This is a genomic window from Thiomicrospira cyclica ALM1 (genome assembly GCF_000214825.1).
Lineage (GTDB): Bacteria > Pseudomonadota > Gammaproteobacteria > Thiomicrospirales > Thiomicrospiraceae > Thiomicrospira > Thiomicrospira cyclica.
Genome location: NC_015581.1, coordinates 539,449 through 563,896 on the forward strand (window position 1 = coordinate 539,449; position 24,448 = coordinate 563,896).

A 24,448-nucleotide genomic window follows, 5' to 3' on the forward strand; every position below is an offset into this window, starting at 1 on the left:
GTTAACCTTACTCCACAATAAATAAGGTTTGGCCAAACTCAACCGGATCACCATTCTGAATCAGAATTTGTTTTACGGTGCCCGAAACTTCGGCTTCAATAGGGTTCATGATTTTCATTGCCTCAATAATACATAAGGTATCGCCGACGGCAACAGAATCGCCAATGCTAATAAAAGGACCTGCTGTTGGTGACGGCGCGGCATAGAAGGTACCAACCATGGGTGAGGTAATTTTGGTACCTGCTGGTTCAGGCGTGGCTACGGGTATTGGTGCCGATGGGGCCGCTGCTGCCGGTGATGGATTCGCCGCTGGCGCTGCTTGATAATGCATTGCAGCGGGTGCGGACATGTAGACAGGTTCTTTGTTACGGGTAATCCGCACTGAATGTTCACCTTCTTGAATTTCAATTTCATCAATGTTTGATTCTTCAACAATTTCAATGAGCTTGCGGATTGAGCGAATATCCATGGTGTGATTCCTTGTTAATTTTAATTTTTGATTTTTAGAGCATTATTCGAGATGTTTGATCGCGGCTTCCAGTGCAAAGCGATAACCATCGGCACCTAAACCGGCAATAACACCAACGGCCGAATCCGATAAATAGGAGTGATGTCTAAAAGCTTCACGTTTATGGACGTTAGATAGGTGTACTTCGATAAAGGGGATGTTAACTGCGGCCAACGCATCACGAATAGCGACACTGGTATGGGTAAATGCGGCTGGATTAATAATAATAAATTCAGTGCCATCATCCATGGCTTGGTGAATACGCTCAATTAGTGCGTGTTCGGCATTGCTCTGAAAATGCCAAAGTCTTACGGCAAAATCGTCGGCAATGGTTTCGAGTTCTTCAATAATATCAGCGAGCGTTTGTCGGCCATAGATATGGGGTTCTCGGCGTCCGAGCATGTTTAAGTTAGGGCCGTTAAGGACCAAAATGCTTGCCATAAAATTGCCTGCTCCAAAAAGTTGCGGTTATGGGTTAAATTTAGCAAAGACTTAGCATGATTATAATTGAAATCAAACCTCATTGCTATGGATAAGCATAAGCATCTATTACAGAAAAACGGGAGAAGTGCGTTAAAAAGCGTCGATCTTGCAGTATTTGCTGGAAAACTAGCAGGCCTGCTATGAATCATCAGCAGGCCTGCTAGTTTACTATTGAGTATGAAGCTATTATCGACCCAGTGCGGCGTCGATAGTCGCTTTAAACTCCGTGGCGTTTTTAAAGCCAACCACCCGTTGTCCACGCTGTTCTACACCCTCAGGGTTGTAGAACAAAATAGCCGGTGGACCAACAATACCGAGTTCACGCATGAGTGCGCGGTGATCTGCTGTATTAGCGGTTACATCTGCTTTTAATAAAACAACGCCATCGAGTGCGGCTTGAACCTGAGCATCACTGAAGGTGAAACGCTCCATTTCAATACAGCTGACACACCAATCGGCATAAAAATCGAGCATGACCGGTTGGCCTTGCCCAACGCGTGCTTGGAGTTCTTCAAGGCTATTGATGTATTCAAACTGTAACTCAGCTTGCTGTTGCGCACTGCTACCGCCGCCTTGGAATACTTTTAGCGGTTGCAACAAATCGCGCGAACCGCCTGCCAAGCCAATCAGGATCACGAAGCCGGTTACTAGCAGAGATAAACCGAGGCCTTTCCAGAGTTTGTGCCAGTTGGACTTGTCACCAATGGGTTCAAGTGCGCCCATGTAAATCGCCGCTACAATGAACAATAACGCCCAGCCGATCATGCTAATCCAACCGGGTAGCACGCGATCAGCTAACCATAAAGCAACGGCCAGTAGTAAGACCCCAAAGACCGCTTTGACGGTATTCATCCAAGCACCAGCACGAGGTAAAAGCTTGCCGGCAGATGCGCCTAGCAGTAGTAACGGAACCCCCATACCTAAGCTCATGGCAAATAGGGCTAAACCACCAAGCATGGCATCACCGGTTTGACCGATATAAATGAGTGCGCCGGCTAGAGGAGGGGCCACGCAAGGGCCAACAATTAAGGCTGATAAGAAGCCCATTATGGCAACGCCTGTTAAAGAACCCCCTTTTTGCTTGTTAGACAAATTCGTAATTTTGCTTTGTAGGCTGGAAGGCAGTTGGATTTCATAGAAACCAAACATTGACAGCGCTAATAATACAAAAATAATAGCAAAGGTGCCGAGTACCCAAGGGTTTTGTAGTGCCGCTTGCAGGTTAGCGCCAAAAATACCAGCTAGTACCCCGGCAATGGTATAGGCCATTGCCATTGCAAGTACGAACACCAACGAAATAATAAAGCCTTTACGAGCTGAAATATTTTGATTGCCTTGACCAACAATGATACTCGATAAGATCGGAATCATTGGGAAAACGCAGGGTGTGAGTGATAGTAACAAGCCAAATACAAAGAAGGTAAGCACAACAATCCAGAGATTGGCGTTCATGAGGGTGTTGGTGATGCGATCCGCTTCAGACATTTGCGATGGGTCTGTTGGCGGTGCACTGGTTAGGCTAGGCGCCACACTTGTAGTTGCAGGGGCCGCGGTTGCCGCAGCAGTGGCACTGGCTAAACTACTTGCAGAGGGTGTGCCAAAACTGGCGCCATCAATAGTCACCTGTCGTGTCTCGGGTGGATAACAAACCCCAACATCGGCACAGCCTTGATAACCAATTTCAACCACCACACTACCCTGTACATCGGTTAGAGTGATATCCGCGGCACCTTGTCCATAATAGACTTCTACTTGACCAAACAGTGGATCATCTTTCATCTTGCCGGCCGGCGTTACTACGCCAGCAAGGGTCGCCTGGCCAGACACCACCTTCGCAGTGATTTTGTCACGGTATAGATAATAGCCGTCAGCCATTTGCCAGTTAGCCAAGATTTGGCCTTCGCCATTTTGGGTGTAAGAAAAGGCGAAAGCGTCGTCGACATCAAGTAAGCCCGTGTCTGTTAAACCGGTTTGGCTAGCAAGAAAATCATTTAGTGCGCGAAGAGAGCTTACTTCACTTGCCAGGCTGGCCGCTGAACCCGCGCTGGACGAGGAAGCCGTAGCCGGAAGATTAACTGCAACTTGTTGTGTTTGAGGCGGATAACAAACCCCAAACTCTTCGGAACAGCCCTGATAACGAATGGTCAGTGTGGCTTGTTGAGCCTGGCCTTGATAGGGTGCTTTTAGGGTGAAGTCTGTATCATAAATTTTTACCTGACCAAAGAAAGGATCATTTTTGTCTTTGGCGGCTGGAAATTGAATCGCTTGTAGCTGAATATCGTTGGATTCCACGCCCAATCGATCTTGATATAAGTAGTAACCTGGTGCTACTTGCCAACTAATCGCTAGCTGTCCGTCAATAATCTGTACAGGCTGAAGGCGAAACGCATCTTCAGGATCAAGTAAGTCATCTCCGGCCTTAAGTGGCAGAGCAATGATTAACAGGGTAATGAGTAGTGTTAGAAGTGGCAGGGGATTTCGAAAATAGGTCCAAGCCTTCATAATGTATCCTTATCATTATTATTTTTTTAAATTTTGGCTAAGATTCTATCAAACCTTTTCTAAAGAAAGTTGATTTCTATCAAGAAAGGTTTATGAAGGTGTGTTTTTTGTTTTGCTAACTTTTTTTAATCTTCAAAAAGTGGGACACTTAGCTGGCACATCATAAATTTAGGCGGACCCATGTTTTTGTATTTGTTTTTAATTTTTATTGTTACTCCATTAATAGAGTTATACATTTTGATTGAAGTTGGCAGTGCGATTGGTGCGCTACCAACCATTTTAATCATTATTGCCACCGCGGCCTTGGGCGGTATTTTAATGAAATATCAAGGTGTGCAGCTGGTCAAACAGACTCAGCGAGAAATGGCACAAGGCCATTTGCCTCAGCAAGCCGCACTTGAGGGGGCGCTGATCTTTATCGGTGGCATTATTTTGTTTTTACCAGGCCTGGTAACGGATGTTATTGGTTTGTTGTTACTGCTTCCGCCAGTTAGGGCGAAGATGGCTAAGTTGTGGTTAATTCGTGGTGCTAAGCGTTATGCCTCACAACAATATCATTATACCGTTGATGCGGAATGGCAGTCTCGCGACCCTGAGACGGGACGCATTCATCATCATCGTGTTCATCAGGACGGTCCCGTAGAGCAAGAGACAACGCAAGAAACGGCCAGCAACCCGAAAATTATTGAGGGTGAGTGGCGAGATGAGGATTCAAAAAAACAGTAATACATACCAATCTAACCATAATAAAAATACGTTTGGAGGATATTATGAAAACAACAAAGTGGCATTCAATGCGGCTTAAATCGCTTAGTCTAATTGCGGCGCCATTATTAATGGTGAGTGTTTCAGCAACGCAGGCAGGCGCTGATAACTCGGCTTTAGCAGACTCGAAGCCCTTGGTCATTCAAATTGAGTCGGTGGTGATGGGTACCGATGGACAGATGCGGGTTCGGGTGAATGGTCAGTATCTAACCCGTCATAGCGAGCGTGACGGTATTCGGGTGTTGGATATGAACTTTGATCAAGTACAGGTGCAGGCACAAGGGCAGGTGTTTTGGATGAAACCCCATCACACCCTAACCCTTGAAGACCTAACCCCGCGTTAAGATCAGCACAGCCTGTTTAAGCAACGCCCAAATTTTTTAGGCTACGCCCAAGGCTTGGTAGAGTTTTAGCGGTTCGGTGAAGAAAAACTCGACCTGCTTAGTTAGTTCTGCCAAGTTATCGGCATCCGTGTCTAACCACTGACCATCACGATGTAGTTTAACGCCGCGCTGCTTCAATAACCCCCACGCAAACGGTGCGATAGTGTCCGGCGTATTGTGACCAAATCGCATCGCTAGTAAAAACAGCATTTCGTAGCCTTGAACATCAACCCCGCCGCCGGTTACCGGACTGGCCAATACGGTAATATCGTCACGCCCGCGGGCTTTTTTCAACAAAAAGTGATTGAGCTGGTCGGTTTTAAGCTTGGCGTTGGCTATCTCATCGGTTGATTGTGCCAGTTGCAATGTTTGTTTACCAGTCAAGATCATCATGGCTTGCATGACCTTATCCATACCTATGCCCAAAGGCTGCATAGCCTGGAGTAACTCCCCTAACTTTTTAGGCTGGTAATCGGCAAAGAAGTCCAAAATAGGGCTATAGGTTTCTTCTTTGAGCTTGACGGGTCCCAGCATGCCATTAGCGCTCAACTCCACTTCATCACGTAGTTCGGTAAGCACCAGTTGCAGGCTAAAGATGGCTTCCATCTGTTCAAATTTATCTAAGCGCTTCGGCCCTTTAATCCACAAATCTTTGCGGAATTGTTGGTTCATACAAATATCGCGGACGGTTTCACGAAAGAGTGGATTGGTTTGATCGGCAATCATCGCTTCTTCCGCTTCAGTAATGTTGATCGCATTGACCTGATCGAGGGTGTTGGCCGAGCACACATAATCCAGTTTAATCGGACTTAACCAAGCGTGCATATCGGAAAAATGCATCGGTGTCCAATCATCACTAAAGTATTCATGGGCTAAATACTGGGCGTTTTGGTTTTTAACCAGGTCAAAGGTTTTACGCAGCCCCGGATTGGCTTGAAGATAGGCCGGGTTGGTGTCAAGCAATTGGTCGACAAATGCAAAGGCCTGACCAATTTTATTAACCGAGCTGTCGCCATTAATAGTCATAGTGTGGGCGTATTGATTAAGCAGGTGGCGAATCGGCATCATGGTAGCCCAGCCATTAGGGGTGTTGTAGCTAATGTAAAACACGCCACCGAGTTTGAGCTTACGGCCAATAAAATCCACCAGGATTTTGCGGTTGTCATCGGATACCCAGGTCCAGGTGCCATGCAGGCCAATAAAGTCAAACTCTGGTAAATCTTCTCGCTGTGCAAATTCAGCAAAGGATTGGTCGTATAAGCAGGCCTGGTTGTCGCAGGCGTGGCTCATCTCTTGGGCAAAACCCGCTTGCGTGGGACTAAAGTCGGTTCCAAACCAGCGGGTTTTACTACCTGCCGCATGAATGTTGATACTAACACCCTGACCAAAACCGAGTTCGCAGGCATTGATATGTTCGGGTGGTGCAACGCCGGCATCTAATAAAGCTAAGCGGATTTGCAAGGGGTTGAGTTCTTTAAAATAACCGAATGTATAGTCAACATCAGCCGCGTAGCCGGCACTCCAGTTTGCCATGAATTGCTCCTCCGAGAGTCTAATGAATTATTTTTAGTTGCTTAGCATACCCTATGGGCTTAGGCACTGTTAAAAATTATTGCCATTCGGTTGGGTTGTTACTGACACGATGCTTAATTGAGCAACATTATGGGCCAAATTATTAGCAGCAAGACTTTGTACCGGGTGCTTGTTGAATCGGTGGGCAGGGCACATCTCCATAGGAGCAATACACACAACAGTCGCCCGCTAAGGGCTTTAAGAGTGCGCCACAAAAGGTGCATTCATAAAAGTATTGGCAAGCATCCGTTGGCATCTGTTCGGTTTTTCTGTTGCCACATTCAGGGCAGGTCAGTGTTGAATTGATTTCTATCATGCGAGTCCTCCTAATCTCACAACTGGCAGCGAGTGTCTAGCACAATTGTAAGCCGTTTAGGTATTAGAGTTTGTTGTGATATAGTGAAAGCGAGTCCATAACGCCAAAAGGGGGTTGCCATGACTTTTTTTACGCCGTCAGTATTTAGCGTTTTTCGTGGGTTTTCGGTCGTTTTGTTGGCAGTTGTATTAGGTGTTGCTCAGGCGGCATCGGCGTTGCATCCCGATGTTGAGCGGATAATACAACAGCAGGTCGAGCCATCAGGTGTTGTCATTGAGGTGGAAAGTTTATCTCCCAAAGCGATGAGTGAAAATGTGACTTTCATTCAGGCTCAAGTTGATGCACTGAAAGCCCAGTATCCTAATTTAGATGTGGTTATTGTCAGTCATGGTCGTGAATTAGTTGAACTTGCGAAGCCTGAGGTATCACCGCAACTTGGTTCAGCGTCTAGCCCATCAGCGCCTGCATTTTTAAGCGCTTTTGAAAATATGTCCACTAATCAGGGCGTAACCGTGCATGTCTGTGCCGTGGTTGCCGGTTGGGAAGGCAAAACCGATCAGGATTTTGTGAGTTTTGTAGATGTTTCAGCCTCTGGTGAGGCGCAAATTAATGACTATCGTGCACTGGGGTATGAGGTGGTGATTATTGAGCGCTTGTCGGATGAAGATCGCAAGTCATTGCAACCGGTGGCGGATTAGCATGAGCCGCTCTTGGTGTGACAGGCCACGGTATTGATTCGCGGCTAAATCGCCAAGATGCAAATGCATAATCCTTGTGCGCTGGAGTTTTTCTACGCGGTAACCCAGCGCTTGGCACATACGCCGAATTTGTAGGTTGAGTCCTTGGGTGAGTAGGATGTTAAAAACCTGATCGCTAACTGGCGTGACAACACAGGGCAGGGTAATAGTCTGTAAAATCGGCACCCCCGCCGCCATAGCGCTTAAAAAAGCGGACGTGATTGGTTTATCCACCGTCACTAGATACTCTTTCTCATGCCCTTGTTCCGCCCGCAAAATCGGATTAAAAATCGCGCCATCATTGGTCAGCAATAACAAGCCTTCAGACGCCTTATCAAGCCGCCCGACCGCAAACAGCCGTTGCGGATAATCTAACGCATCCACAAGATTGCCTGGCACGCTTGGGTCGTTGGTACACACCACGCCCGCCGGCTTGTGATAAAGCAAGTAAACGGGTTTTGGTTGTTCGTCCAGCGGTTGCCCATCCAGTAAAACTACATCCTGCGAATCGACATTTTGACCAACCTGAGCAGCAAGGCCATTCACCTTAACCCGTCCCGCCAAAATCAAACGATCCGCTGCCCGTTTAGAACAAATCCCGCGTTGACTGAAATATTTATTGATTCGCATAGCAGCCTATTCTAACCAATACCAGGCCTGGTTGTGAGCGATTGACGGAATGTATCAATATTGACGCACACGGATAATGTGAAACAATCTATGTGTGATTTTATTAACTATCCATGTATAATTTGATTAACTATCCATGAGCTAAGGACTTCACTATGCAAAGGGTTAACTCTTCAGATATTTTACGCAAGCCTGCGTTACTGAGCTCCTCAGATGTTTTATATATTGAGGATGGGCGCAAGCATATTTTAAAAAGTGTGCTGTTGCCGATTGATTTATATGAAACGGTTCGTGAACAAATTGAAGCCGAACTCTATTTGCGAAGAAACGCTAAAGCGCTTGACGCCAAGGCGTATGCTGAGTTTAGTGAGACCGAGCAGGTTGTTGAGGATCTAGCGCTATGATCCGCCGGGGTGAGGTCTATCTTGTCAATTTTGGCAAACAATACAATAGCGAATTCGGCAAGGTTCGACCCGCGCTAATTATTCAAAATGACTTAGCAAACCGTGTGCTTGAACGAGTGCACTTTAAAGGCGTCACCGTGATTCCATTGACGACCAACCTGGTTGGTGGTGATTTGCGCGTTAAAATTGACGCACGAGATAACCTAAAACAAACCAGTGAAATCTGCATCAATGAGCTTTGCACACTCGATCTTTTACGCATTCAGCCATCCCCTCTTTTAACAAAACTGAACAGCGATGAGCTAAACGAAGTCGCACTCAAGCTGCGCCAACACCTTAGTATTTGATTGTCGGAAAAACAGTGATAGGTTAACAAAGTTTATACAAGTCGTTTGGTGCCGGAATGCACCAACGATTTGAAACCGTGTTTAAGGTAATCGAAGCAATGGATTTGCAGTTTAAGCGTTACTCCGCCAATGCCACCGATTTAATCAGTGCATAGACCACCAGGCCTGGTTGTAGGTTTAGGCGTTGGGCGGATTGTTGGGTTATTTCGGCGAATAGGTGTTGCTGGTTGTCGAGGCGTAAGCGTACCAGTAAACGGTGGTCGGGTTGTTCGATCAGTTCGTCGATTTTGACGGGCATGTGGTTGACGATGCTGAGGTCTTTGGGGTTGGAGAGGGCGAGGCTGACATCGCGGGCGAGTACGCGAATCCGCACGGGTTCTTGGTTAGTGCGGTTGAGCGGTTTGACCCAGAGTGTGTTATCACCGAGTTGAATCTGTTGCAGGCCATCGCTAACCTTGCCAGGTTGGCCAATTAAAACGGAGACCGCGCCTTGTTCGTCAAATAGCGGGGAGTCGGGGCGGGAGAGGGTTTGTTGCAGGCTTTCGAGTTGTTCAACACGGCCTTGGTTTAACAGTAGCACTTGGTCGGCGAGGCGTTCGACTTCTTCCGGTGAATGGGTGATGAGTAGGATCGGTAGCTTGGAGGCTTTGGAGACGTCTTTGATCAGAGGAATCAGTTCGTTTTTGGTGCGCCAATCGAGTGCTGACATGGGTTCGTCGAGCATCAGAATTTGCGGGTTGGAGAGCAGGGCGCGTGCGATGCCTACGCGTTGTTTCTGGCCGCCGGATAGGGTGAGCACCGATTGGTTGAGCAGGTTGCCAAGATTGAGCAGTTCAATCCAGCGGTCTTGCTGGGCGCGGTGTTGTGAGCGCTCGAAACCGGAGCGTTTGAGTGCGTAATCTAAATTACCTTGCACGCTGAGGTGTGGCAAGAGCGCGGCATCTTGAAACACCACGCCAATCGGCTTGTGATAAAGGAGGTAAATGGGTTTGGGACGTTCACCTAACGGTTGCCCGTTTAATAAAACCACATCCTGTGAATTCAGCTGTTGACCAACTTGAGCTAGTTGCCCATTCACCGCGACCTGCCCCGCTAAAATTAAACGATCTGCCGCCCGTTTAGAACAATCCGCGCGTTAACTTAAATATTTATTAATGCGCATAGCGGTCTTTTTTAGCCAATACGAGGACACAGTACTTACTAAAGTGCTTGCAGGACGGGTAAACCAAAAGCAAAAAACGCACCAATACACCAAACCACCACCGCACCCCAATAAAAACGGTGATTCCATTTGTTAGCCGATTGGCAGGCTTGTGCGAGGGTTGGGTCAGTCGGGCAACTGCGTCCAGGGCGATAAAGCAGCCAACCGGCAAAAGCCAAAATCACGGCGGTTACGCCAAAAGTGATGTGTTCGTTCATGCCAAACCACTGCAAAAACGGCAGATGCTCGCTGTACAAACTGACCACTGCCGACCCCATGCCTAAACTGACTAACACCACAGGTAACGCGCAGCATAATAGCGTTGGAATCGACGCAAATAATACCAAAACGCCCCATTTTTTCGGTTTAGCGATGCGGTTGGCGGTTTTAGTTTCCATTGCAGCAACTACCTTGTTGTTGAATCGGTGGGCAAGGCACATCGGCATACGAACAATACACACAACAATCCCCTGCTAGGGGTTTTAACAGTGCCCCGCAAAATGTGCACTCATAAAAATATTGGCAGGCATCGGTAGGCATCTGCTCGGTTTTACTTTTGCCACACTCGGGGCAAGTAATCGTTGAGTTGAGTTCAATCATACGCATCCTTCCTTCGTAGTCATGCTTTTAAACGCAAAGCCGCGTTGGCGAAAAATAGTGTTTAACTGTTCTTCAGTAAACTGAATCGAGCCGTCGGTGCAAATGCTGACTTCGCCTTTGCGTACATCGGTTTTAATGGATTTTACGCCATCCATCTTCTTAAATTCGGCTTCTGCGCGTGGCACACAGCTTACGCAGGTGACGCCGCCGATTTGAATTTCATAGGTTTGCTCAGCGGCTTGCATCGATAAGCTACTCAGGCTCAAAACGATACCTGCAATCCATGCATTAGGTTTTGTTGTCATGCTCGTCTCCGTAAAAATGTTTGATCAAACTGCATTGCTCCAAGCTCGCGCCTTGATGACATTGCGCATGCAGTTGCTCCAAACCGAGTTTAATCTGCGCTAAATCCGCCATGCGTTGATTGATTTGCGCAATTTTCAATTCCGCACGTTGTTGAATATCGCCACATTGCGCAGAGGGTTGTTGGTGTAACTCCAGTAGCTCTTTAATTTCGTCCAACGTAAAGCCCAGTGTTTGCGCACGCCGAATAAAAGCTAGTTGCTTAATGTTGTTATCGCTGTAAAGTCGATAACCCGAGGCACTGCGCTGCGCAGGCAGGATTAATTCCAACTGCTCGTAATAACGCAGCGTGTCGGTTTTGACACCGGCCTGTTTCGCCAGCTTACCAATCGTTAATAAGGTCATGATTTACCCTCTGAAAGCTATCATAAACCTTAGAGTATAGTCCAAGGTCAAGGGTTGTTTTAGATAGAAATGACTAGGCCTGTTTATTCCACCAGGCCTGGTTGTACAGAATGGAAAGGTGTTATTCAAATTCCAATGCGGCAAAAATCCGCGAAGCATTGATGGCGGCCAGTTCTTCAAAGGTGTTGAGATGGCTAAATTGAGTTTGATCAATCTTCGAGGCATCGGCTAAGCCGCCGCCTTGTTCTATCAATTCACGAACCTGCTGATGCATATAAACCAAATAGTCATGGGTGTAGCGATTAACCTGCTCAAACCTGGTGACGCTGCCATGCCCGGGAACAATGATTTTATCTCGCGCTAGCTTGGCAAATTCCTGCCAAGTTTGCACCCAACCCAGGGTGTCGGTTTCGGGTAAGACGTTTAATAACCGCTCATGAAACGCAATATCACCGGCTAAAACCACATTGCGTTCGGCAAGGATAATAGAAATGTCGCCCGGTACATGCGCCGAACCCAGCCAACGTACTTGGGCCGTAATACCGCCTAAATCCAAATCGAGCGACGAATCAAAAGTACGATCAAAGCTTACCATTTTTGTGCCATCCGCTTTTTCGCGGGTGACGCGGGTGGTGGATTCTAAGTAGGCGTGTTTATTGGTTTCAAATACCCGAACCGCGTCTTGGTGTGCGATCAGTTCAGCGCCCTGTTGTTTCCAGTAGTGATTGCCAGTGGTGGCATGCAAATCGCCATTTTCCGCCACCATGTATAGAATCGGCTTGTTAGTGTGTTTTTTAATTTCATCATGCAAGGCTTTGGCGACCAGATAGGACGCACCGGCATTAAATACAAGTACGCCACGCTCGCCGATCACAAACACCATATTGTTATTGTGGCCGGAATTTTCGTAACTAGGGCCTTGGGTGGCACCAATCGCCGCATAAACACCCTCCGCCACCTTAACGGGTTGGCTATAAAGCAAAGAGCTTGGGTATTTATCCGATTGAGCGAAAGCTTGTGTGCTGATTAAACCGGGTAGCGCGGCGATGAGGCCGAGTGAGGTTAAAAAACGTCTACGTTTCAATGGTATTCCCCTTATTTTTTTATTTGTAGAGCAGAGCACGCTCAGCCATATAATATATGGAAAATGAAATATATGACAAACAAAGCGGGGAATGCAACATGCAGCGAATAACGCTTGAGCGGTACACCAAATTGGATTTTATCTGTTAGCGATTACAGCAGGCCTGGTGGTGGGTCGTGTCGCGGGAGGATTAAACAGTTTATTTGAGTGGCTATTGTGGCCGGTATTAGCGTTTTTACTCTATGCCACTTTTTTACAGGTGCCGTTATTGCATCTTAAAGAGGCATTTAGCGATAAGCGATTTGCACTGGCTAACCTGTTAGGTAACTTTGTGCTGGTGCCGCTGATGGTGTGGGGGCTAATTCAGTTTTTGCCTGATGATTCTTTATTGCGCTTAGGCGTGCTGTTGGTGTTGCTTGTACCTTGCACGGATTGGTTTATCACCTTTACGCAATTAGGGCGTGGATGCAGTGCGCGGGCAATCGCCATTTCGCCGGTTAATCTCGGTTTACAACTTTTGCTGCTACCGTTTTATTTGTGGCTCATGTTGCCGGACAGTTTTTCGATTGCGGTCGATTGGCAAGATTTACAGGGGGCGATACTGATTATTATTGTGCCCTTGATCTTGGCTGTACTAAGTGAAAAATGGATTGAGCGTAAGCCAAAACGTGCCGTTTTTAGAGAGATGTTCGCTTGGTGGCCTGTGCCACTCCTTGCGCTGGTTGTGTTTCTGATTGCCGCCTCACAATCGCAAGCTGTTTGGTTGGCCGCGCATAGCTTGCTGGTGGTTATTCCGGTGTTTATCGCGTTTTTAGTTTTGGCTGCACTGTTGGCGAAGTCGATGAGCCAGGTGTTAAAGCTGACTCAAGAGCAGGGTCGCACCCTAGCGTTTAGTTTTGGCACACGCAATTCATTTGTGGTGTTGCCAATTGCGCTCAGTTTGCCGCAAGGCGCAGAAATTGTTGTGCTGGTTATCGTATTGCAGTCATTGGTCGAGCTGTTGGGGATGGTGGTTTACTTGTGGTGGTTACCGAATAAATTGTTTAGATGATGGATGGTTCAACGCCCATGACCAGGCCTGGTGGCGGATTATTTAAATTGGAAGCATAGATCATGAGTGATTTCGCGCATTAAAAATCATCCAGAACAAACTATCCATGCTGGAAAAGTTTGCAGCGGTGTTGTTTAATGCTTAAACACTTTCCACGCGGATAACAGCAGTAATACAGCTAAAAACAAGCCGAGCCATTGTGCCGGAACCAGGCCGAGCATCAGGCCGCCGACCAGCATGGTAGGCAGGCTGACCAATAGCGACAAACTGCCTGCGGTTTTGATATCGATACCCCAAAGAATCACAATAATCGGAATCAGTAGTTCGCCACCGGCGACACCAAGAACCGCCGCCACGATGCCAACCACCAGGCCTGCTAATAAACCAACCAATGCTTGTAACCAGGCCTGGTGGAATAAAGCTGAACCGCCTTCACCAAACCCGATTAAGTGCTCCCAAAACATAATAATGGCCAATGCAATCAATAAACCAAATACCACGCGGTTGAGCATGGCGGGGGCGAGCTTTATCACATAACCAGCGGCATACCATGCACCCACGACTGAACCGACCAGCAGATTGACCACAATCGGCCAGTGGGGCAGCAGGCTTTCCATTGGTACACTAAAACCGCGAGAAAAAATCGAGGTGATGACCACTACTAGGCTCATGGCTTTGTTGAGAATAATTGCTTCCAGCGTGGGCAAGCTGAACATCGCCACCAAAATCGGCAAACGAAATTCCGCACCGCCCAATCCAATCAGCCCACCTAGTAATCCGATAAGTGCGCCCAATATCAAAGCTAACCAGAGTTTTTGCAATCGGCTCATTGCATTATTCCGCCAATGCGACTGACTTAATCAGGGCATAGATCACCAGGCCTGGTTGTAGGTTTAGGCGTTGGGCGGATTGTTGGGTGATTTCGGCGAATAGGTGTTGCTGGTTGTCGAGGCGTAAGCGCACTAATAAACGGTGGTCGGGTTGTTCGATCAGTTCGTCGATTTTGACTGGCATGTGGTTGACGATGCTGAGGTCTTTTGGGTCGGAGAGGGCGAGGCTGACATCGCGGGCGAGTACGCGAATCCGCACGGGTTCTTGGTTGGCGCGTTTGAGGGGTTTTACCCAAAGTGTGTTATCGCCGAGCTGAATCTGTTGTAGGCCATCGCTAACCTTGCCCGGTTGGCCAATTAAAACGGAGACCGCACCTTGTTCGTCAAATAGCGGGGAGTCTGGGCGGGATAGGGTTTGTTGCAGGCTTTCGAGTTGTTCAACACGGCCTTGGTTTAACAGCAGCACTTGGTCGGCGAGGCGTTCGACTTCTTCCGGTGAATGGGTGATGAGTAGGATCGGTAGCTTGGAGGCTTTGGAGACGTCTTTGATCAGAGGAATCAGTTCGTTTTTGGTGCGCCAATCGAGTGCCGACATGGGTTCGTCAAGCATCAGGATTTGCGGGTTGGAGAGCAGGGCGCGTGCGATGCCTACGCGTTGTTTCTGGCCGCCGGATAGGGTGAGCACCGATTGGTTGAGCAGGTTGCCGAGATTGAGCAGTTCAATCCAGCGGTCTTGCTGGGCGCGGTGTTGTGCTCGCTCGAAGCCGGAGCGTTTGAGCGCGTAATCTAAATTACCTTGTACGCTGAGATGCGGCAAGAGCGCGGCATCTTGAAACACCATGCCGATGCGGCGTTGGTGAACCGGTAAAAACAACTTGTCCGATTGCCAGGCCTGGTTGTTGAGTTTGACCCAGCCTTGCGCTTTTTCTAAACCGGATAGGGTTTTAATGAGGGTGGTTTTGCCGCAACCGGAAGGGCCAAAAACCGCGGTAATGCCGTCGCCGGGCAGTTGCACATCACCGGTTTGGAAATCAAATCCCGGATAGCTGTGTTGGAGATTAAATTCAAGCATCGCGGTCTCCTAGAGTTTGAGCGGCGCCATAAAACGGCGGTTAAGGGCATAAAACACGGCCAGAATCAAAAAGGACAAAATCAATAGAATCGCCGATAAACGATGCGCCGCGGCATAGTCCATGCCTTGGGTGTAGTCGTAAATCGCGATCGACACCACTTTGGTTTCACCAGGGATGGAGCCGCCCATCATCGCAATCACACCAAACTCGCCAAGCGTATGCGCAAATGAAATCACAATCGCGGTAAAAAATCCGCCACGAGCGAGTGGCAAAATCACGGTAAAAAAACGATCAATCGGCCCGGCGCCGAGCGTGGCGGCGGCGTGAATCGGGTTACGTGGCATGGAGGCAAAGCCTTCGCGCATCGGTTGAATCGCAAACGGCAGCGAAAAAATCACCGAGCCGATCAGAATGCCGGTAAAGCTAAAAGCGAGATGGTCGAGTCCCATCGCTTCCATTGTGCCGCCGACCCAGCCATAAGGGCCGAGAATAATCAGCAGATAAAAGCCGAGCACGGTAGGCGGCAGCACCAAGGGCAAAGCAATCAGCGCCGATACCAGCGATTCCCAGCGTGATTCGGTAAATGCCAACCACCAAGCGAGCGGCGCCCCAAATACCACTAGAATCACCGTGGTGTAAAACGCCAGTTTAAAGGTCAGCCATAGGGCTTGCAGTTCGGCGGGGGTAATGGCAAAAAAATCCATAAATTCCATGGTCGGGTGCTCTTGTAGTTCTCTTGTAGTGTTTGACTGCTGAAGTTGTTAGTTCACGACAAAGCCGTATTGTTCCATGATCTGTTTCGCTACTGGCTGCTCCATAAATTCGGCAAACCGAAAAGCAATCGGATTGTCTTTGGCGCGCTGCGTCACAATATAAGCTTGCTCAAGCGGTTGATGCATGTCTTCGGGGATTAAGCTGTAGCCACCGTGGCGCGAAAGTTGCGGATTGAGTGCCAAGGCGAGCGCGATAATGCCGATATTGGCGGCACCGAATTCGATGAGTTGGGCGGTGTGGGCAATGTTTTCGCCAATCACGATTTTGGGTTGAATCTCATCCCAAATGCCCGCGGCTTGCAAGGCTTCCATCGCGCGCACGCCATAGGGAGCGTGATCCGGGCTGGCAATCGCTACGCGACGATAGCGACGTTCCATTAAATCGTTCAGGCTCATTTGGCTGGCATCATGGCGGCGACTCCAAATTACGATTCGACCGAGTGCGTAAAGTTTCGGTTCGGTGGCGGCAAAGCCTTTTTGTTGTAGGTCTTTCGGATACTCCATTGAAGCGGAGAAAAACAAATCAAACGGTGCGCCATTTTCAATTTGTTGTGAAAAGCGACCAGATGAACCATAAATCACTTCGACCTGATCATTAGGATAGGTTTTAAGATATTCGGCATGGATTTCATCTAACGCGAACTTTAAATCTGACGCAGCGGCAATAATCATTTTTTGCGCTTGGGCCGTTACACTAAATGTGCTGATCATCAGCGCGATAAAAAAGGTTTTCATTCATCCACTCCTAGGAGTACGTGCGAGGCTTTAATCAGTACGCAAATCGGTGCGCCTTCGGTGAGTTCAAGTTCTTCCAGCGCGCCCTGAGTGATAATCGACGACAGGGTATTGCCGCCTTTGAGTTCGACCACCACTTCTACATTCACCGGACCTTCGGTGATGCGTGTAACGTGACCGCATAAAAAGTTACGCGCGCTAATCAAGCCTTTGGCTTCTTGTTTGGCCAACACCACCCAGCTGGCTTTGACCAGTGCCCAGGCACTTACGCCGGGTTTTAGTCCCATGCGCGTGACGCTATCGCTGGTGACGGTCGCAACGATGCGGTCTTCACCTTGCAGTTTTAACACCACTTCGGCATTGACTGCGCCTTTTTTCACGTCTTCAATCGTGCCGTAAAAACTATTACGTGCGCTGGTTTGCATTTTGATTCTCCGCATTAAGGGCAAAATATCGGCATCGGTGTTGTCTAGTGTTGCCATCCACATCGCCTGCATCGCTGATAAGCGTTCGTGCATGGTGACAATTTGCAGGCCGGTTGGGGTGAGGGTTGCGCCACCGCCGCCTTTGCCGCCGTGTTGACGATTAACCAATGGCTCGCCTGCCAAGTTATTCATAATCTCCACCGCATCCCAAGCAGCTTTGTAGGTCATGCCGACTTGTTTAGCGGCTTGCGACACACTGCCGGTGGCCTCAATCGCTTGCAATAAATGCAGCCGACGCGGGCTAATATCGCCACTGCCTAAATGCACATGCCAGGGCGCAAAAAATTCGGGTTGGGTTGATGAATCTGGCATCAAGTTATACTCAAGTAGATATCGTTAAATCGAAATATACTTGACACTATTTTGCTTGTCAAGCTAATCGGTTTTAGAACTCGGCTAGGCCGGGATGGCAAACAAAAGATCCAGCGATTTTTTATACTTTTTAGCGTATAATTTGATTTTTATTCGGTTAGGCGTATAGAATAGGTTTAATACGGGCTGGCGTATAAGTTGGAGGTGTGATGCGGGTAAACAGTATTAAAGAATTGGCGGTGGTGTTGCAGAATCAACGCTTGTCGCTGGATTTTTCGCAAAGTCAGTTGGCGGATCTAGCGTGTACACGTCAAGCGACGGTGTCAAATTTTGAAAATAATCCGGCGCAAGCGAAGATTGAAACTTTATTTAAACTCTTGTCTGTGCTAGACCTTGAGTTGGAAATTCGCCCTAAAGGGCAGTTAGCGCATGATAACAAGCTGGATTGGTGATGGTGATGAATGAACTTGTGGTGTCGATGAATGGCTTGCTGGTCGGTCAGCTGATTAAACACAAAAGTGGTGCGTTGCGTTTTAGTTACGCGAAAGAATGGCTGGCTTCGCCTTATTCGCGTGCTTTGTCCTTGTCTCTGCCGTTGTCAGAAAAACCTTATGAAGGCGATCTAATTTACAATTTTTTAGATAACCTATTGCCTGACAATGATTTGATTCGTGCCAAAATGCAGGCGCGATTTACGACGTCCACAACCCAGCCATTTGATTTGTTGGCGGCGGTGGGTAAAGATTGCGTGGGTGCTATTCAATTGACCAGTCATGCGCCTGTAGAGGATTCGCAAGCGAGTACAGGGCTTGAAGCGACAGTATTGAATGAATCCCAAATTGCCGATTTGTTAAAAAACTATGCCGCTAATCCGCTAGGCATGCAGGATTTGGAGCAGGATTTTCGTATTTCTCTTGCCGGTGCGCAAGAAAAAACAGCCCTGCTCAAGATGGCGGATAAATGGTATTTGCCTAAAGGCGCAACCCCAACCACCCATATTTTAAAATTGCCGATCGGTGTGTTGGCGCATAATAATCTTGATTTGTCGCAAAGTTGCGAAAACGAATGGTTGTGTATGCAAATTGCCTCTGCTTTCGGATTGCCTGTCGCTCATACGGAGGTGGTGCAGTTTGACGATCAAAAGGCAATTGCGGTTGAGCGATTTGATCGAAAATGGCTGCCTAACGAAAGGTTGGTGCGTTTGCCGCAAGAAGATATGTGCCAGGTGTTGGGTATCGCACCGGCACTCAAATATGAGGCGGATGGTGGGCCAAGTATCAGACAAATTATGGATGTTCTGCGAGGCTCACAGCAGGCTCAAAAGGATCGAGAGGTCTTTTTTAAAGCACAAATTCTGTTCTGGTTGCTAGCCGCACCCGATGGGCATGGTAAAAATTTCAGCCTGTTTATTGAAGCGAATAACGGCTATCGTTTAACCCCACTGTATGACATTTTGTCAGCTTATCCTTTGATGGGCGGGCAAGGACTACAACCCCAAAAAATAAAAATGGCGATGGCGTTACAGGGCAAATCCCGACATTATAAATGGCATAGCCTTAGCCCACGACATTTTATCAGTACCGCGAAAGCCGTTGGTTACTCAGAGCAGCTTGCTCTAAGTCATCTTGAAGAGATGTGTCAAAAAACAGCGCAGGTGATTGCACAGGTTAAGTGCCAGTTGCCGGCAAATTTTCCTGAACAGATTGCGCAGCCTATTTTTGAAGGCATACTGAAAAAAGCAACTATCGGTATTAACAGTCCAACCTAAGTATTAAGGCGGATTTGAGTTGGTAGGTTGCTTGCCAACACAGGGTGGCTCGAACTGAGCTTTGGTGCGATTGGCATAGCGCACGAGCGCTAACATTAACGGCACCTCAACCAAGACACCCACCACAGTCGCTAAAGCCGCGCCGGATTGTAAACCAAATAATGCAATCGCCGCGGCGACAGCGAGCTCAAAAAAGTTACTGGTACTAATCAATGCGCCGGGGGCGGCAATACAGTGTGGAATTCGCCATTTTTTGGCCCAGTAATAGGCCAGCCAAAAAATGAACAGGGTTTGAATAATCAACGGAATCGCAATTAAAACAATGTGAAGGGGATTGTTCAGAATCACCTCACCTTGAAAGGCGAATAACAACACCAGGGTAATGATTAACGCCACGGGAGTTATTGAGCCAGCAGCGGGTAAAAACCGTTGCTGAAACCAGGCCTGCCCCTTGTGCTTAATAATCGCTTCTCGGGTTAGGTAGCCGGCCACTAACGGCACCACAATGTACAGCACGACCGATAGCAGCACGGTATCCCAAGGCACTTGAATATTGGAGATGCCTAATAGAAAAATCACAATCGGTGCAAAGGCAAACAGCATAATCACGTCATTTAGCGCGACTTGGACTAGGGTGTAGGCGGCATCACCACGGGTTAGGTAACTCCAAACAAACACCATCGCCGTACAGGGCGCCGCACCGAGCAAGATCGCACCGGCAAGGTATTCATAAGCCAGGTCTTCGGGAATAAATGGTTTGAACAAAATAATTAAGAAAAACCAGCTAATCAAAAACATACTGAAGGGTTTGATCAGCCAATTGACACTGGTTGTGACCACTAATCCTTTCGGTTGGCGGCGCACATTCATTAGGGCTTTGAAGTCAATTTGCAGCATCATGGGAAAAATCATGCCCCAAATCAACACCGCTACCGGAATTGAAACATTGGCATACTCAAATTCGGCCAGGGTTTGAGGGATGACAGCGGCATATTGACCCAGCAAAATCCCCGCTCCAATCGCTAAGAGCACCCATAGGGTTAAATAACGACCAAAGATGCCCATGGTTTCAATACTGGGGGTGCTGGATGTATCTGCTGACTGGGTCATAACGAACCTTGCTCAATAAATTTAATAACTAGATTGGACTATTCTACTATATCTGCATAGGCGGATATAGTTAATTGATCGTGGTTATTTTGAGCTTGCTAAGCTTGCGGTGCAGAGTTGAATTATCAATGCCAAGCTCCCGCGCCGCTAGAGATTTATTGCCCTGACAGCGCTCAAGGGTGTATTGAATCCAGGCAGATTCTAGCTCTTCAAGGCTGGTATTATCAGGGAGGCTTAATGCGGGCGTTAGCGCTATATGGCTGGGTAATGGTCGCAGTTCTAGCGGCAAATGATGGCTTTCTACTTTTTTATCTTGTGCCAATACTACCGCCCGTTGCACGATGTTTTCCAGTTCGCGTATATTGCCCGGCCAGTGATAAGCTTGGAGTTGTTCCAGGGCTTCGTCACTAAAGCGTTCAATAGGCTTGTTAAACTTTTGACTAAACTGGGATAAAAAGCGTTCTGCTAATGCTTGGATATCTTCGGGACGTTCGCGCAAGGGCGGCAACTGCACTGGAAAAACATTGATGCGATAGTATAAATCTTGCCGAAAAGTGCCTTCCTCGACTAGGTTATGTAAATTCTGGTTACTGGCAAAAATAAGTCGAACATTAACCTGTACTTTGCTTTGTCCACCCACGCGTACCAGCGTTTGATCTTGTAAAAAATGCAACATCTTGGCTTGTACATCACTGCTCATACTGTTGATTTCATCAAGCAGTAGCGTGCCACCATCGGCTAATTCTAATAAGCCGAGTTTACGGGCAACAGCCCCTGTGAAGGCGCCTTTTTCGTGGCCAAAGAGTTCGGACTCTATAAGATTGGCGGGTACCGCGGCACAGTTGAGCTCAAAATAGGCACCGTTATTGCGAGGACTGTGTTGATGAATAAACTTAGCCAGCACACCCTTACCCGTCCCTGTTTCGCCCTCAATTAACACGGGGACATCCATTTGACTGACCTGTTGCACTAGGTTATAGACCTGTTTAATTTGCGGGCTTTGGCAAACCGGTTCAAGCGAGGTGTTATCTAACTGTGCCAGGCGGGTTTGCAGTTTTAAAACACTATTACGATGCTGGTATTGGGCGAGTAGGCGAGTCAGTAACGCTTGAACCTGGGTGATGTCAAAAGGCTTGGTGATTAAATCATAAAGTCCGAGTTTAAAGGCTTTAACGGCATCCTGGAGGGTCGCATAGCCAGTAATTAAGACAATCTGTGTGTCTAGACTGGCACGTCGTGCTGTATCGAGAATGGTCAAACCATCGCCATCGGGTAAGCGTAAATCAGTTAAGACCACGGCAGGCGGATTAAGGTGAATGGCATTTTGAGCGGCTTGTGCGGTTAAAAACACACTGACGTTAAAACCATTTGATTTGGCAAGTTCGGCCATAAGGTTGGCCATATCGGCATCATCTTCAACAATATAGAGTTCCGGGCGTGTTTTTGCGTTCATGCGCTATCTTCTTTTAAATCATAAGGAAGTTGTAAGCTAAATACGGTTTGGCCAGGCTGTGAGCTTAACAGGGTCAGCTCACCTTGAATTAAACTGAGCATTTCTTGCGCCATATAAAGGCCAAGACCCGTGCCCTGATGCGCGGGCTTGCTGGTTACAAAAGCTTTAAAAATTTCGGATTGCAATTCGGCAGGAATCCCTTGTCCATCGTCAATAATTTGCAAGCAGGCCTGCTGATTATGGGTGGTTAGGTGCAGTGCAATCTTATGTGCACCGGCTTCAACCGCATTGCCCAGAAGGTTAAATAGTACCTGCTCTAGTATACCGGCATCGGTTGTTACATAGATATCCTCAAGGGACTCCTCAATCTGCTGCAGACCTTTTTGCTTAAGAATTGGGGATATGAGCTGACAAAATCGCTGTAAATAGGGCTTTAATGCTACCTGAGTCATATCAGCCTTGGGTAAGCGCGAGGCATTAAGTAGACTTTTAACAACTTCAGCGCTATTAAAAGCCTGCCGCTCAATAATAACCGCGCGCTGTTGTACCGCCTCATCATTGCTGGTGGTTTGCAGTATTTGAGCATAGCCAATAATGGTCGCCAAGGGGGTGTTAAGGTTATGTGCTAAACCAGCGGCCATTTGGCCAATTGTCGCGAGCCGTTGTCCATCACGCAGGCGCTCGGTAAGCTTGTGCGTCATTTGCTGGATATGTTGTAATTCGTCCAAATAGTTTTGCAGCTGGATTTGTTGATCTTTAATATGATTATCGAGTTGATGCAGTTCGGTGGGTGCGTTGGACGTTAATAAACGTATGGTTGATGCCGTGTCTGGATCGCTTGATGGCACCTTGAGTGGACGAATACTGGCCACCAATTGGGTAATGGGCGCAATCAATTGGCTGGCCAGTAACCGCTTAACCAGCCAGAATTGCAACGCAAGCAATAGCATTAACCCGACTAACCCAAGTAGCATGATTTGGAGGAAGGTTTGTTCAATAACCCGCGTCGAGTAAACCAGTTCAATTTCACCTTGCGGGCGATCCATAAACATAATGGGCGTTGTTTGCTGCAGGGTGTTGGGTGTGCTGTGGTGACGATATTCGCTGACTCCCGCTTGTGCGAGTAATTGGGGTGTTTGCGACCTGGGATCATAACTGGTGATTTGTAAATAGAGAATATCCGGAGACTGTTGCACCAGTTCGTCGGCAAAGCGTTCGATGACGGCATAGTCACGGATAAGAATAGAATCAAGACTTACCACCGCGAGCTGTGAAGCAAGCGCTTGGGCTTTATCTTTTAGCGTTTGTTCCAGTGCATGACTGACGGCATGATACAGCACCAAGCTGGCAACCAGCGTAAACACAATTAAACCGCTACTGAGATAGAGATTAATTTGTCCGGATAGACTGGTGGGTTTGATCTGTGTTAACCAGCGTGCAAGCTGACTCAAGCGCCGCTCCTTACGAGGCCTGCCGTAGCAGCAGGCCTGGTGCTGTGTCTAAAATGCTTATTGCATTTCTAAGCGCATAAAGGTGTTGCTGACATTACGACCATGCCAGCCATCATAATGGCGTAAATGCTGGAATTGTGACCAATCGCGCGATGGTGTCACATCGTCAATGGCGCCAAAATCTTCTTGCACGGCCATAATCGCTTCAACCAGTTGAGCAAGGTAATCCCCAGTTTCACGCTGAACTTTCGCCTTGTCTGATACCGCACCATGGCCTGGCACAATATATTTAGCTGGCAACTGAATCATCTGGTCGTAGGCGTCTACCCACTTAACCGCGTCAGTGTGTGGATGCACGCCGAGCAAACGATCAACATAGACATGGTCACCAGAAAATAATACCTCTGATTGCGGTAACCAAATCACCACATCACCCGGAAAATGGGCATCATTGAAATACTTAACCTCAAATACCGTACTACCAATGGTGACGCTGGCATTTGGACCGGTTAGGGGCTCTGGAGCGTGCATCGGTGTTTGGTCATGGAAGATTTCATCGACACCTTTAATGCGGTTTAGAATGGAATCGAGCATCGCTTGCTGGGTAGCGACGGTGGTATCCATCGCGTAAACCGTTGCACCGCGTTGAGCAAAGTAGTCGTTACCTAACCAACGGTGGTCTTGTGAACCGGTATTAAATACCGCAACAATTTTTTGATCGGTGATTTTTTGTGCCGCTTGTTCAATGGCGGCCGCAGATAGGGGGCCCGCACCCGTATCAATAATCACCGCACCGGCGTCGGTTACAACCAGGCCGATATTGGCATTGAGTCCTAAATTGGCTTTGGTACGGTCATTGATTTCACCAATAAAGGCATAGACATTGTCAGTAACCTTTTCAAATTTCACCACGTCGGCAACTGCTGTGGTGGTCATAGATAGCGCAATTGCCGCGCCTGCTAACCAACGAACCATGTTTTTCTCCTTATAGTTAAGCGTAGATTATCATAACAAAAACGAACATAGAAATTTTAAGCCCGCCATAAAAAAAGCCGAGGCGAGCCCCGGCAAAACTAACTTTGGAAAACAAACTCGAAAAAGTTTGTAATTAGATCAATAGGGGCAATAAAAATTGCCCCTATTATAACCTGCAACCACAGAGGGGTT

The 24,448-nt window shown here is 47.8% G+C and carries 29 protein-coding genes; 8 read left to right on the forward strand and 21 right to left on the reverse strand.

Going from position 1 to position 24,448, the window contains the following annotated elements; translation table 11 throughout:
* Positions 1 to 7: 7 nt before the first annotated feature.
* The 3 genes from accB to dsbD all read right to left on the reverse strand — a co-directional run bounded on the left by accB (position 8) and on the right by dsbD (position 3,493).
* A complete protein-coding gene (gene accB, locus THICY_RS02030; protein ID WP_013834951.1) occupies positions 8 to 469 on the reverse strand; it encodes an acetyl-CoA carboxylase biotin carboxyl carrier protein in 462 nt (153 codons plus the stop codon).
* A gap of 42 nt (positions 470 to 511) precedes the next feature.
* Positions 512 to 949 (reverse strand): type II 3-dehydroquinate dehydratase, encoded by a 438-nt coding sequence (gene aroQ / locus THICY_RS02035; protein WP_013834952.1) that lies wholly within the window; start codon positions 947 to 949, stop codon positions 512 to 514.
* 228 nt (positions 950 to 1,177) lie between these two features.
* Positions 1,178 to 3,493 carry a protein-disulfide reductase DsbD gene (dsbD, locus tag THICY_RS02040; RefSeq protein ID WP_013834953.1) on the reverse strand — a complete coding sequence of 772 codons (2,316 nt, stop codon included), beginning with the start codon at positions 3,491 to 3,493 and terminating at the stop codon, positions 1,178 to 1,180.
* A gap of 180 nt (positions 3,494 to 3,673) precedes the next feature.
* Here dsbD and THICY_RS02045 point away from each other — a divergent pair, with 180 nt between their 5' ends.
* Positions 3,674 to 4,219 (forward strand): FxsA family protein, encoded by a 546-nt coding sequence (locus THICY_RS02045; protein WP_013834954.1) that lies wholly within the window; start codon positions 3,674 to 3,676, stop codon positions 4,217 to 4,219.
* 44 nt (positions 4,220 to 4,263) lie between these two features.
* Positions 4,264 to 4,602 (forward strand): hypothetical protein, encoded by a 339-nt coding sequence (locus THICY_RS02050; RefSeq protein ID WP_013834955.1) that lies wholly within the window; start codon positions 4,264 to 4,266, stop codon positions 4,600 to 4,602.
* A 36-nt stretch (positions 4,603 to 4,638) separates the two neighbouring features.
* Here the strand turns inward: THICY_RS02050 and THICY_RS02055 are convergent, their stop codons facing one another.
* Together THICY_RS02055 and THICY_RS08690 are read right to left on the reverse strand one after the other, a co-directional pair.
* Positions 4,639 to 6,174 carry a class I SAM-dependent methyltransferase gene (locus tag THICY_RS02055; RefSeq protein WP_013834956.1) on the reverse strand — a complete coding sequence of 512 codons (1,536 nt, stop codon included), beginning with the start codon at positions 6,172 to 6,174 and terminating at the stop codon, positions 4,639 to 4,641.
* A gap of 142 nt (positions 6,175 to 6,316) precedes the next feature.
* Entirely contained in the window at positions 6,317 to 6,529 is a 213-nt protein-coding gene (locus tag THICY_RS08690) for a GDCCVxC domain-containing (seleno)protein (RefSeq protein WP_013834957.1), read from the reverse strand.
* 119 nt (positions 6,530 to 6,648) lie between these two features.
* Here THICY_RS08690 and THICY_RS02060 point away from each other — a divergent pair, with 119 nt between their 5' ends.
* Positions 6,649 to 7,227 (forward strand): hypothetical protein, encoded by a 579-nt coding sequence (locus THICY_RS02060; protein WP_013834958.1) that lies wholly within the window; start codon positions 6,649 to 6,651, stop codon positions 7,225 to 7,227.
* On the opposite strand, the gene THICY_RS02065 is transcribed toward THICY_RS02060, so the two are convergent.
* The gene (locus THICY_RS02065; protein ID WP_013834959.1) at positions 7,204 to 7,896 is read right to left on the reverse strand and encodes a pseudouridine synthase; all 693 of its coding nucleotides are present in this window, start codon (positions 7,894 to 7,896) and stop codon (positions 7,204 to 7,206) included. The genes THICY_RS02060 and THICY_RS02065 overlap by 24 nt on opposite strands.
* A gap of 155 nt (positions 7,897 to 8,051) precedes the next feature.
* Between THICY_RS02065 and THICY_RS02070 the strand changes: the two genes are divergently transcribed.
* Positions 8,052 to 8,300: a hypothetical protein gene (locus tag THICY_RS02070; protein ID WP_013834960.1), complete on the forward strand. Its 249-nt coding sequence runs from the start codon at positions 8,052 to 8,054 to the stop codon at positions 8,298 to 8,300.
* Entirely contained in the window at positions 8,297 to 8,647 is a 351-nt protein-coding gene (locus tag THICY_RS02075) for a type II toxin-antitoxin system PemK/MazF family toxin (protein WP_013834961.1), read from the forward strand. Before THICY_RS02070 ends, THICY_RS02075 begins: the two co-directional genes overlap by 4 nt.
* A gap of 118 nt (positions 8,648 to 8,765) precedes the next feature.
* On the opposite strand, the gene THICY_RS02080 is transcribed toward THICY_RS02075, so the two are convergent.
* From THICY_RS02080 to THICY_RS02100, 6 genes are all read right to left on the reverse strand, one after another.
* The gene (locus tag THICY_RS02080; RefSeq protein WP_013834962.1) at positions 8,766 to 9,725 is read right to left on the reverse strand and encodes a molybdenum ABC transporter ATP-binding protein; all 960 of its coding nucleotides are present in this window, start codon (positions 9,723 to 9,725) and stop codon (positions 8,766 to 8,768) included.
* Between the two features lie 122 nt (positions 9,726 to 9,847).
* Positions 9,848 to 10,246, reverse strand: a complete 399-nt coding sequence (locus THICY_RS02085; protein WP_013834963.1) for a hypothetical protein — start codon at positions 10,244 to 10,246, stop codon at positions 9,848 to 9,850.
* Complete coding sequence (locus tag THICY_RS08855; RefSeq protein ID WP_013834964.1) at positions 10,236 to 10,448, reverse strand: GDCCVxC domain-containing (seleno)protein; 213 nt, start codon at positions 10,446 to 10,448, stop codon at positions 10,236 to 10,238. The genes THICY_RS02085 and THICY_RS08855 overlap by 11 nt, the downstream gene beginning before the upstream one ends.
* A complete protein-coding gene (locus THICY_RS02090; RefSeq protein WP_013834965.1) occupies positions 10,445 to 10,753 on the reverse strand; it encodes a heavy-metal-associated domain-containing protein in 309 nt (102 codons plus the stop codon). Before THICY_RS02090 ends, THICY_RS08855 begins: the two co-directional genes overlap by 4 nt.
* Entirely contained in the window at positions 10,737 to 11,156 is a 420-nt protein-coding gene (locus THICY_RS02095; RefSeq protein WP_013834966.1) for a heavy metal-responsive transcriptional regulator, read from the reverse strand. Before THICY_RS02095 ends, THICY_RS02090 begins: the two co-directional genes overlap by 17 nt.
* Positions 11,157 to 11,277: 121 nt before the next feature.
* Positions 11,278 to 12,240 (reverse strand): MBL fold metallo-hydrolase, encoded by a 963-nt coding sequence (locus tag THICY_RS02100; RefSeq protein ID WP_013834967.1) that lies wholly within the window; start codon positions 12,238 to 12,240, stop codon positions 11,278 to 11,280.
* 166 nt (positions 12,241 to 12,406) lie between these two features.
* On the opposite strand from THICY_RS02100, the gene THICY_RS02105 reads away from it, so the two are divergent.
* A complete protein-coding gene (locus THICY_RS02105; protein ID WP_245534972.1) occupies positions 12,407 to 13,291 on the forward strand; it encodes an arsenic resistance protein in 885 nt (294 codons plus the stop codon).
* A 134-nt stretch (positions 13,292 to 13,425) separates the two neighbouring features.
* Here THICY_RS02105 and THICY_RS02110 read toward each other — a convergent pair whose 3' ends face one another.
* Genes THICY_RS02110 through THICY_RS02130 form a run of 5 tightly spaced genes read right to left on the reverse strand, consistent with a single transcriptional unit; the run spans position 13,426 to position 17,499 of the window.
* Complete coding sequence (locus THICY_RS02110) at positions 13,426 to 14,121, reverse strand: sulfite exporter TauE/SafE family protein (protein ID WP_013834969.1); 696 nt, start codon at positions 14,119 to 14,121, stop codon at positions 13,426 to 13,428.
* A gap of 4 nt (positions 14,122 to 14,125) precedes the next feature.
* Positions 14,126 to 15,193, reverse strand: a complete 1,068-nt coding sequence (gene modC, locus THICY_RS02115; RefSeq protein ID WP_013834970.1) for a molybdenum ABC transporter ATP-binding protein — start codon at positions 15,191 to 15,193, stop codon at positions 14,126 to 14,128.
* Positions 15,194 to 15,202: 9 nt separating this feature from the next.
* Entirely contained in the window at positions 15,203 to 15,907 is a 705-nt protein-coding gene (modB, locus tag THICY_RS02120) for a molybdate ABC transporter permease subunit (protein WP_013834971.1), read from the reverse strand.
* Positions 15,908 to 15,955: 48 nt separating this feature from the next.
* Positions 15,956 to 16,702, reverse strand: a complete 747-nt coding sequence (modA, locus tag THICY_RS02125) for a molybdate ABC transporter substrate-binding protein (protein ID WP_013834972.1) — start codon at positions 16,700 to 16,702, stop codon at positions 15,956 to 15,958.
* Positions 16,699 to 17,499 carry a TOBE domain-containing protein gene (locus THICY_RS02130; RefSeq protein ID WP_013834973.1) on the reverse strand — a complete coding sequence of 267 codons (801 nt, stop codon included), beginning with the start codon at positions 17,497 to 17,499 and terminating at the stop codon, positions 16,699 to 16,701. Before THICY_RS02130 ends, modA begins: the two co-directional genes overlap by 4 nt.
* A 209-nt stretch (positions 17,500 to 17,708) precedes the next feature.
* On the opposite strand from THICY_RS02130, the gene THICY_RS02135 reads away from it, so the two are divergent.
* Together THICY_RS02135 and THICY_RS02140 are read left to right on the forward strand one after the other, a co-directional pair.
* Positions 17,709 to 17,951 carry a helix-turn-helix domain-containing protein gene (locus THICY_RS02135; protein ID WP_013834974.1) on the forward strand — a complete coding sequence of 81 codons (243 nt, stop codon included), beginning with the start codon at positions 17,709 to 17,711 and terminating at the stop codon, positions 17,949 to 17,951.
* Between the two features lie 5 nt (positions 17,952 to 17,956).
* Entirely contained in the window at positions 17,957 to 19,267 is a 1,311-nt protein-coding gene (locus tag THICY_RS02140; protein WP_041435569.1) for a type II toxin-antitoxin system HipA family toxin, read from the forward strand.
* Between the two features lie 3 nt (positions 19,268 to 19,270).
* Here THICY_RS02140 and arsB read toward each other — a convergent pair whose 3' ends face one another.
* From arsB to THICY_RS02160, 4 genes are all read right to left on the reverse strand, one after another.
* Positions 19,271 to 20,377 (reverse strand): ACR3 family arsenite efflux transporter, encoded by a 1,107-nt coding sequence (gene arsB, locus THICY_RS02145; RefSeq protein WP_013834976.1) that lies wholly within the window; start codon positions 20,375 to 20,377, stop codon positions 19,271 to 19,273.
* Between the two features lie 70 nt (positions 20,378 to 20,447).
* Positions 20,448 to 21,830, reverse strand: a complete 1,383-nt coding sequence (locus tag THICY_RS02150; protein ID WP_013834977.1) for a sigma-54-dependent transcriptional regulator — start codon at positions 21,828 to 21,830, stop codon at positions 20,448 to 20,450.
* Complete coding sequence (locus THICY_RS02155) at positions 21,827 to 23,281, reverse strand: sensor histidine kinase (protein WP_013834978.1); 1,455 nt, start codon at positions 23,279 to 23,281, stop codon at positions 21,827 to 21,829. The genes THICY_RS02150 and THICY_RS02155 overlap by 4 nt, the downstream gene beginning before the upstream one ends.
* A gap of 57 nt (positions 23,282 to 23,338) precedes the next feature.
* Positions 23,339 to 24,256 (reverse strand): MBL fold metallo-hydrolase, encoded by a 918-nt coding sequence (locus THICY_RS02160; protein WP_013834979.1) that lies wholly within the window; start codon positions 24,254 to 24,256, stop codon positions 23,339 to 23,341.
* Between the last annotated feature and the right edge of the window lie 192 nt (positions 24,257 to 24,448).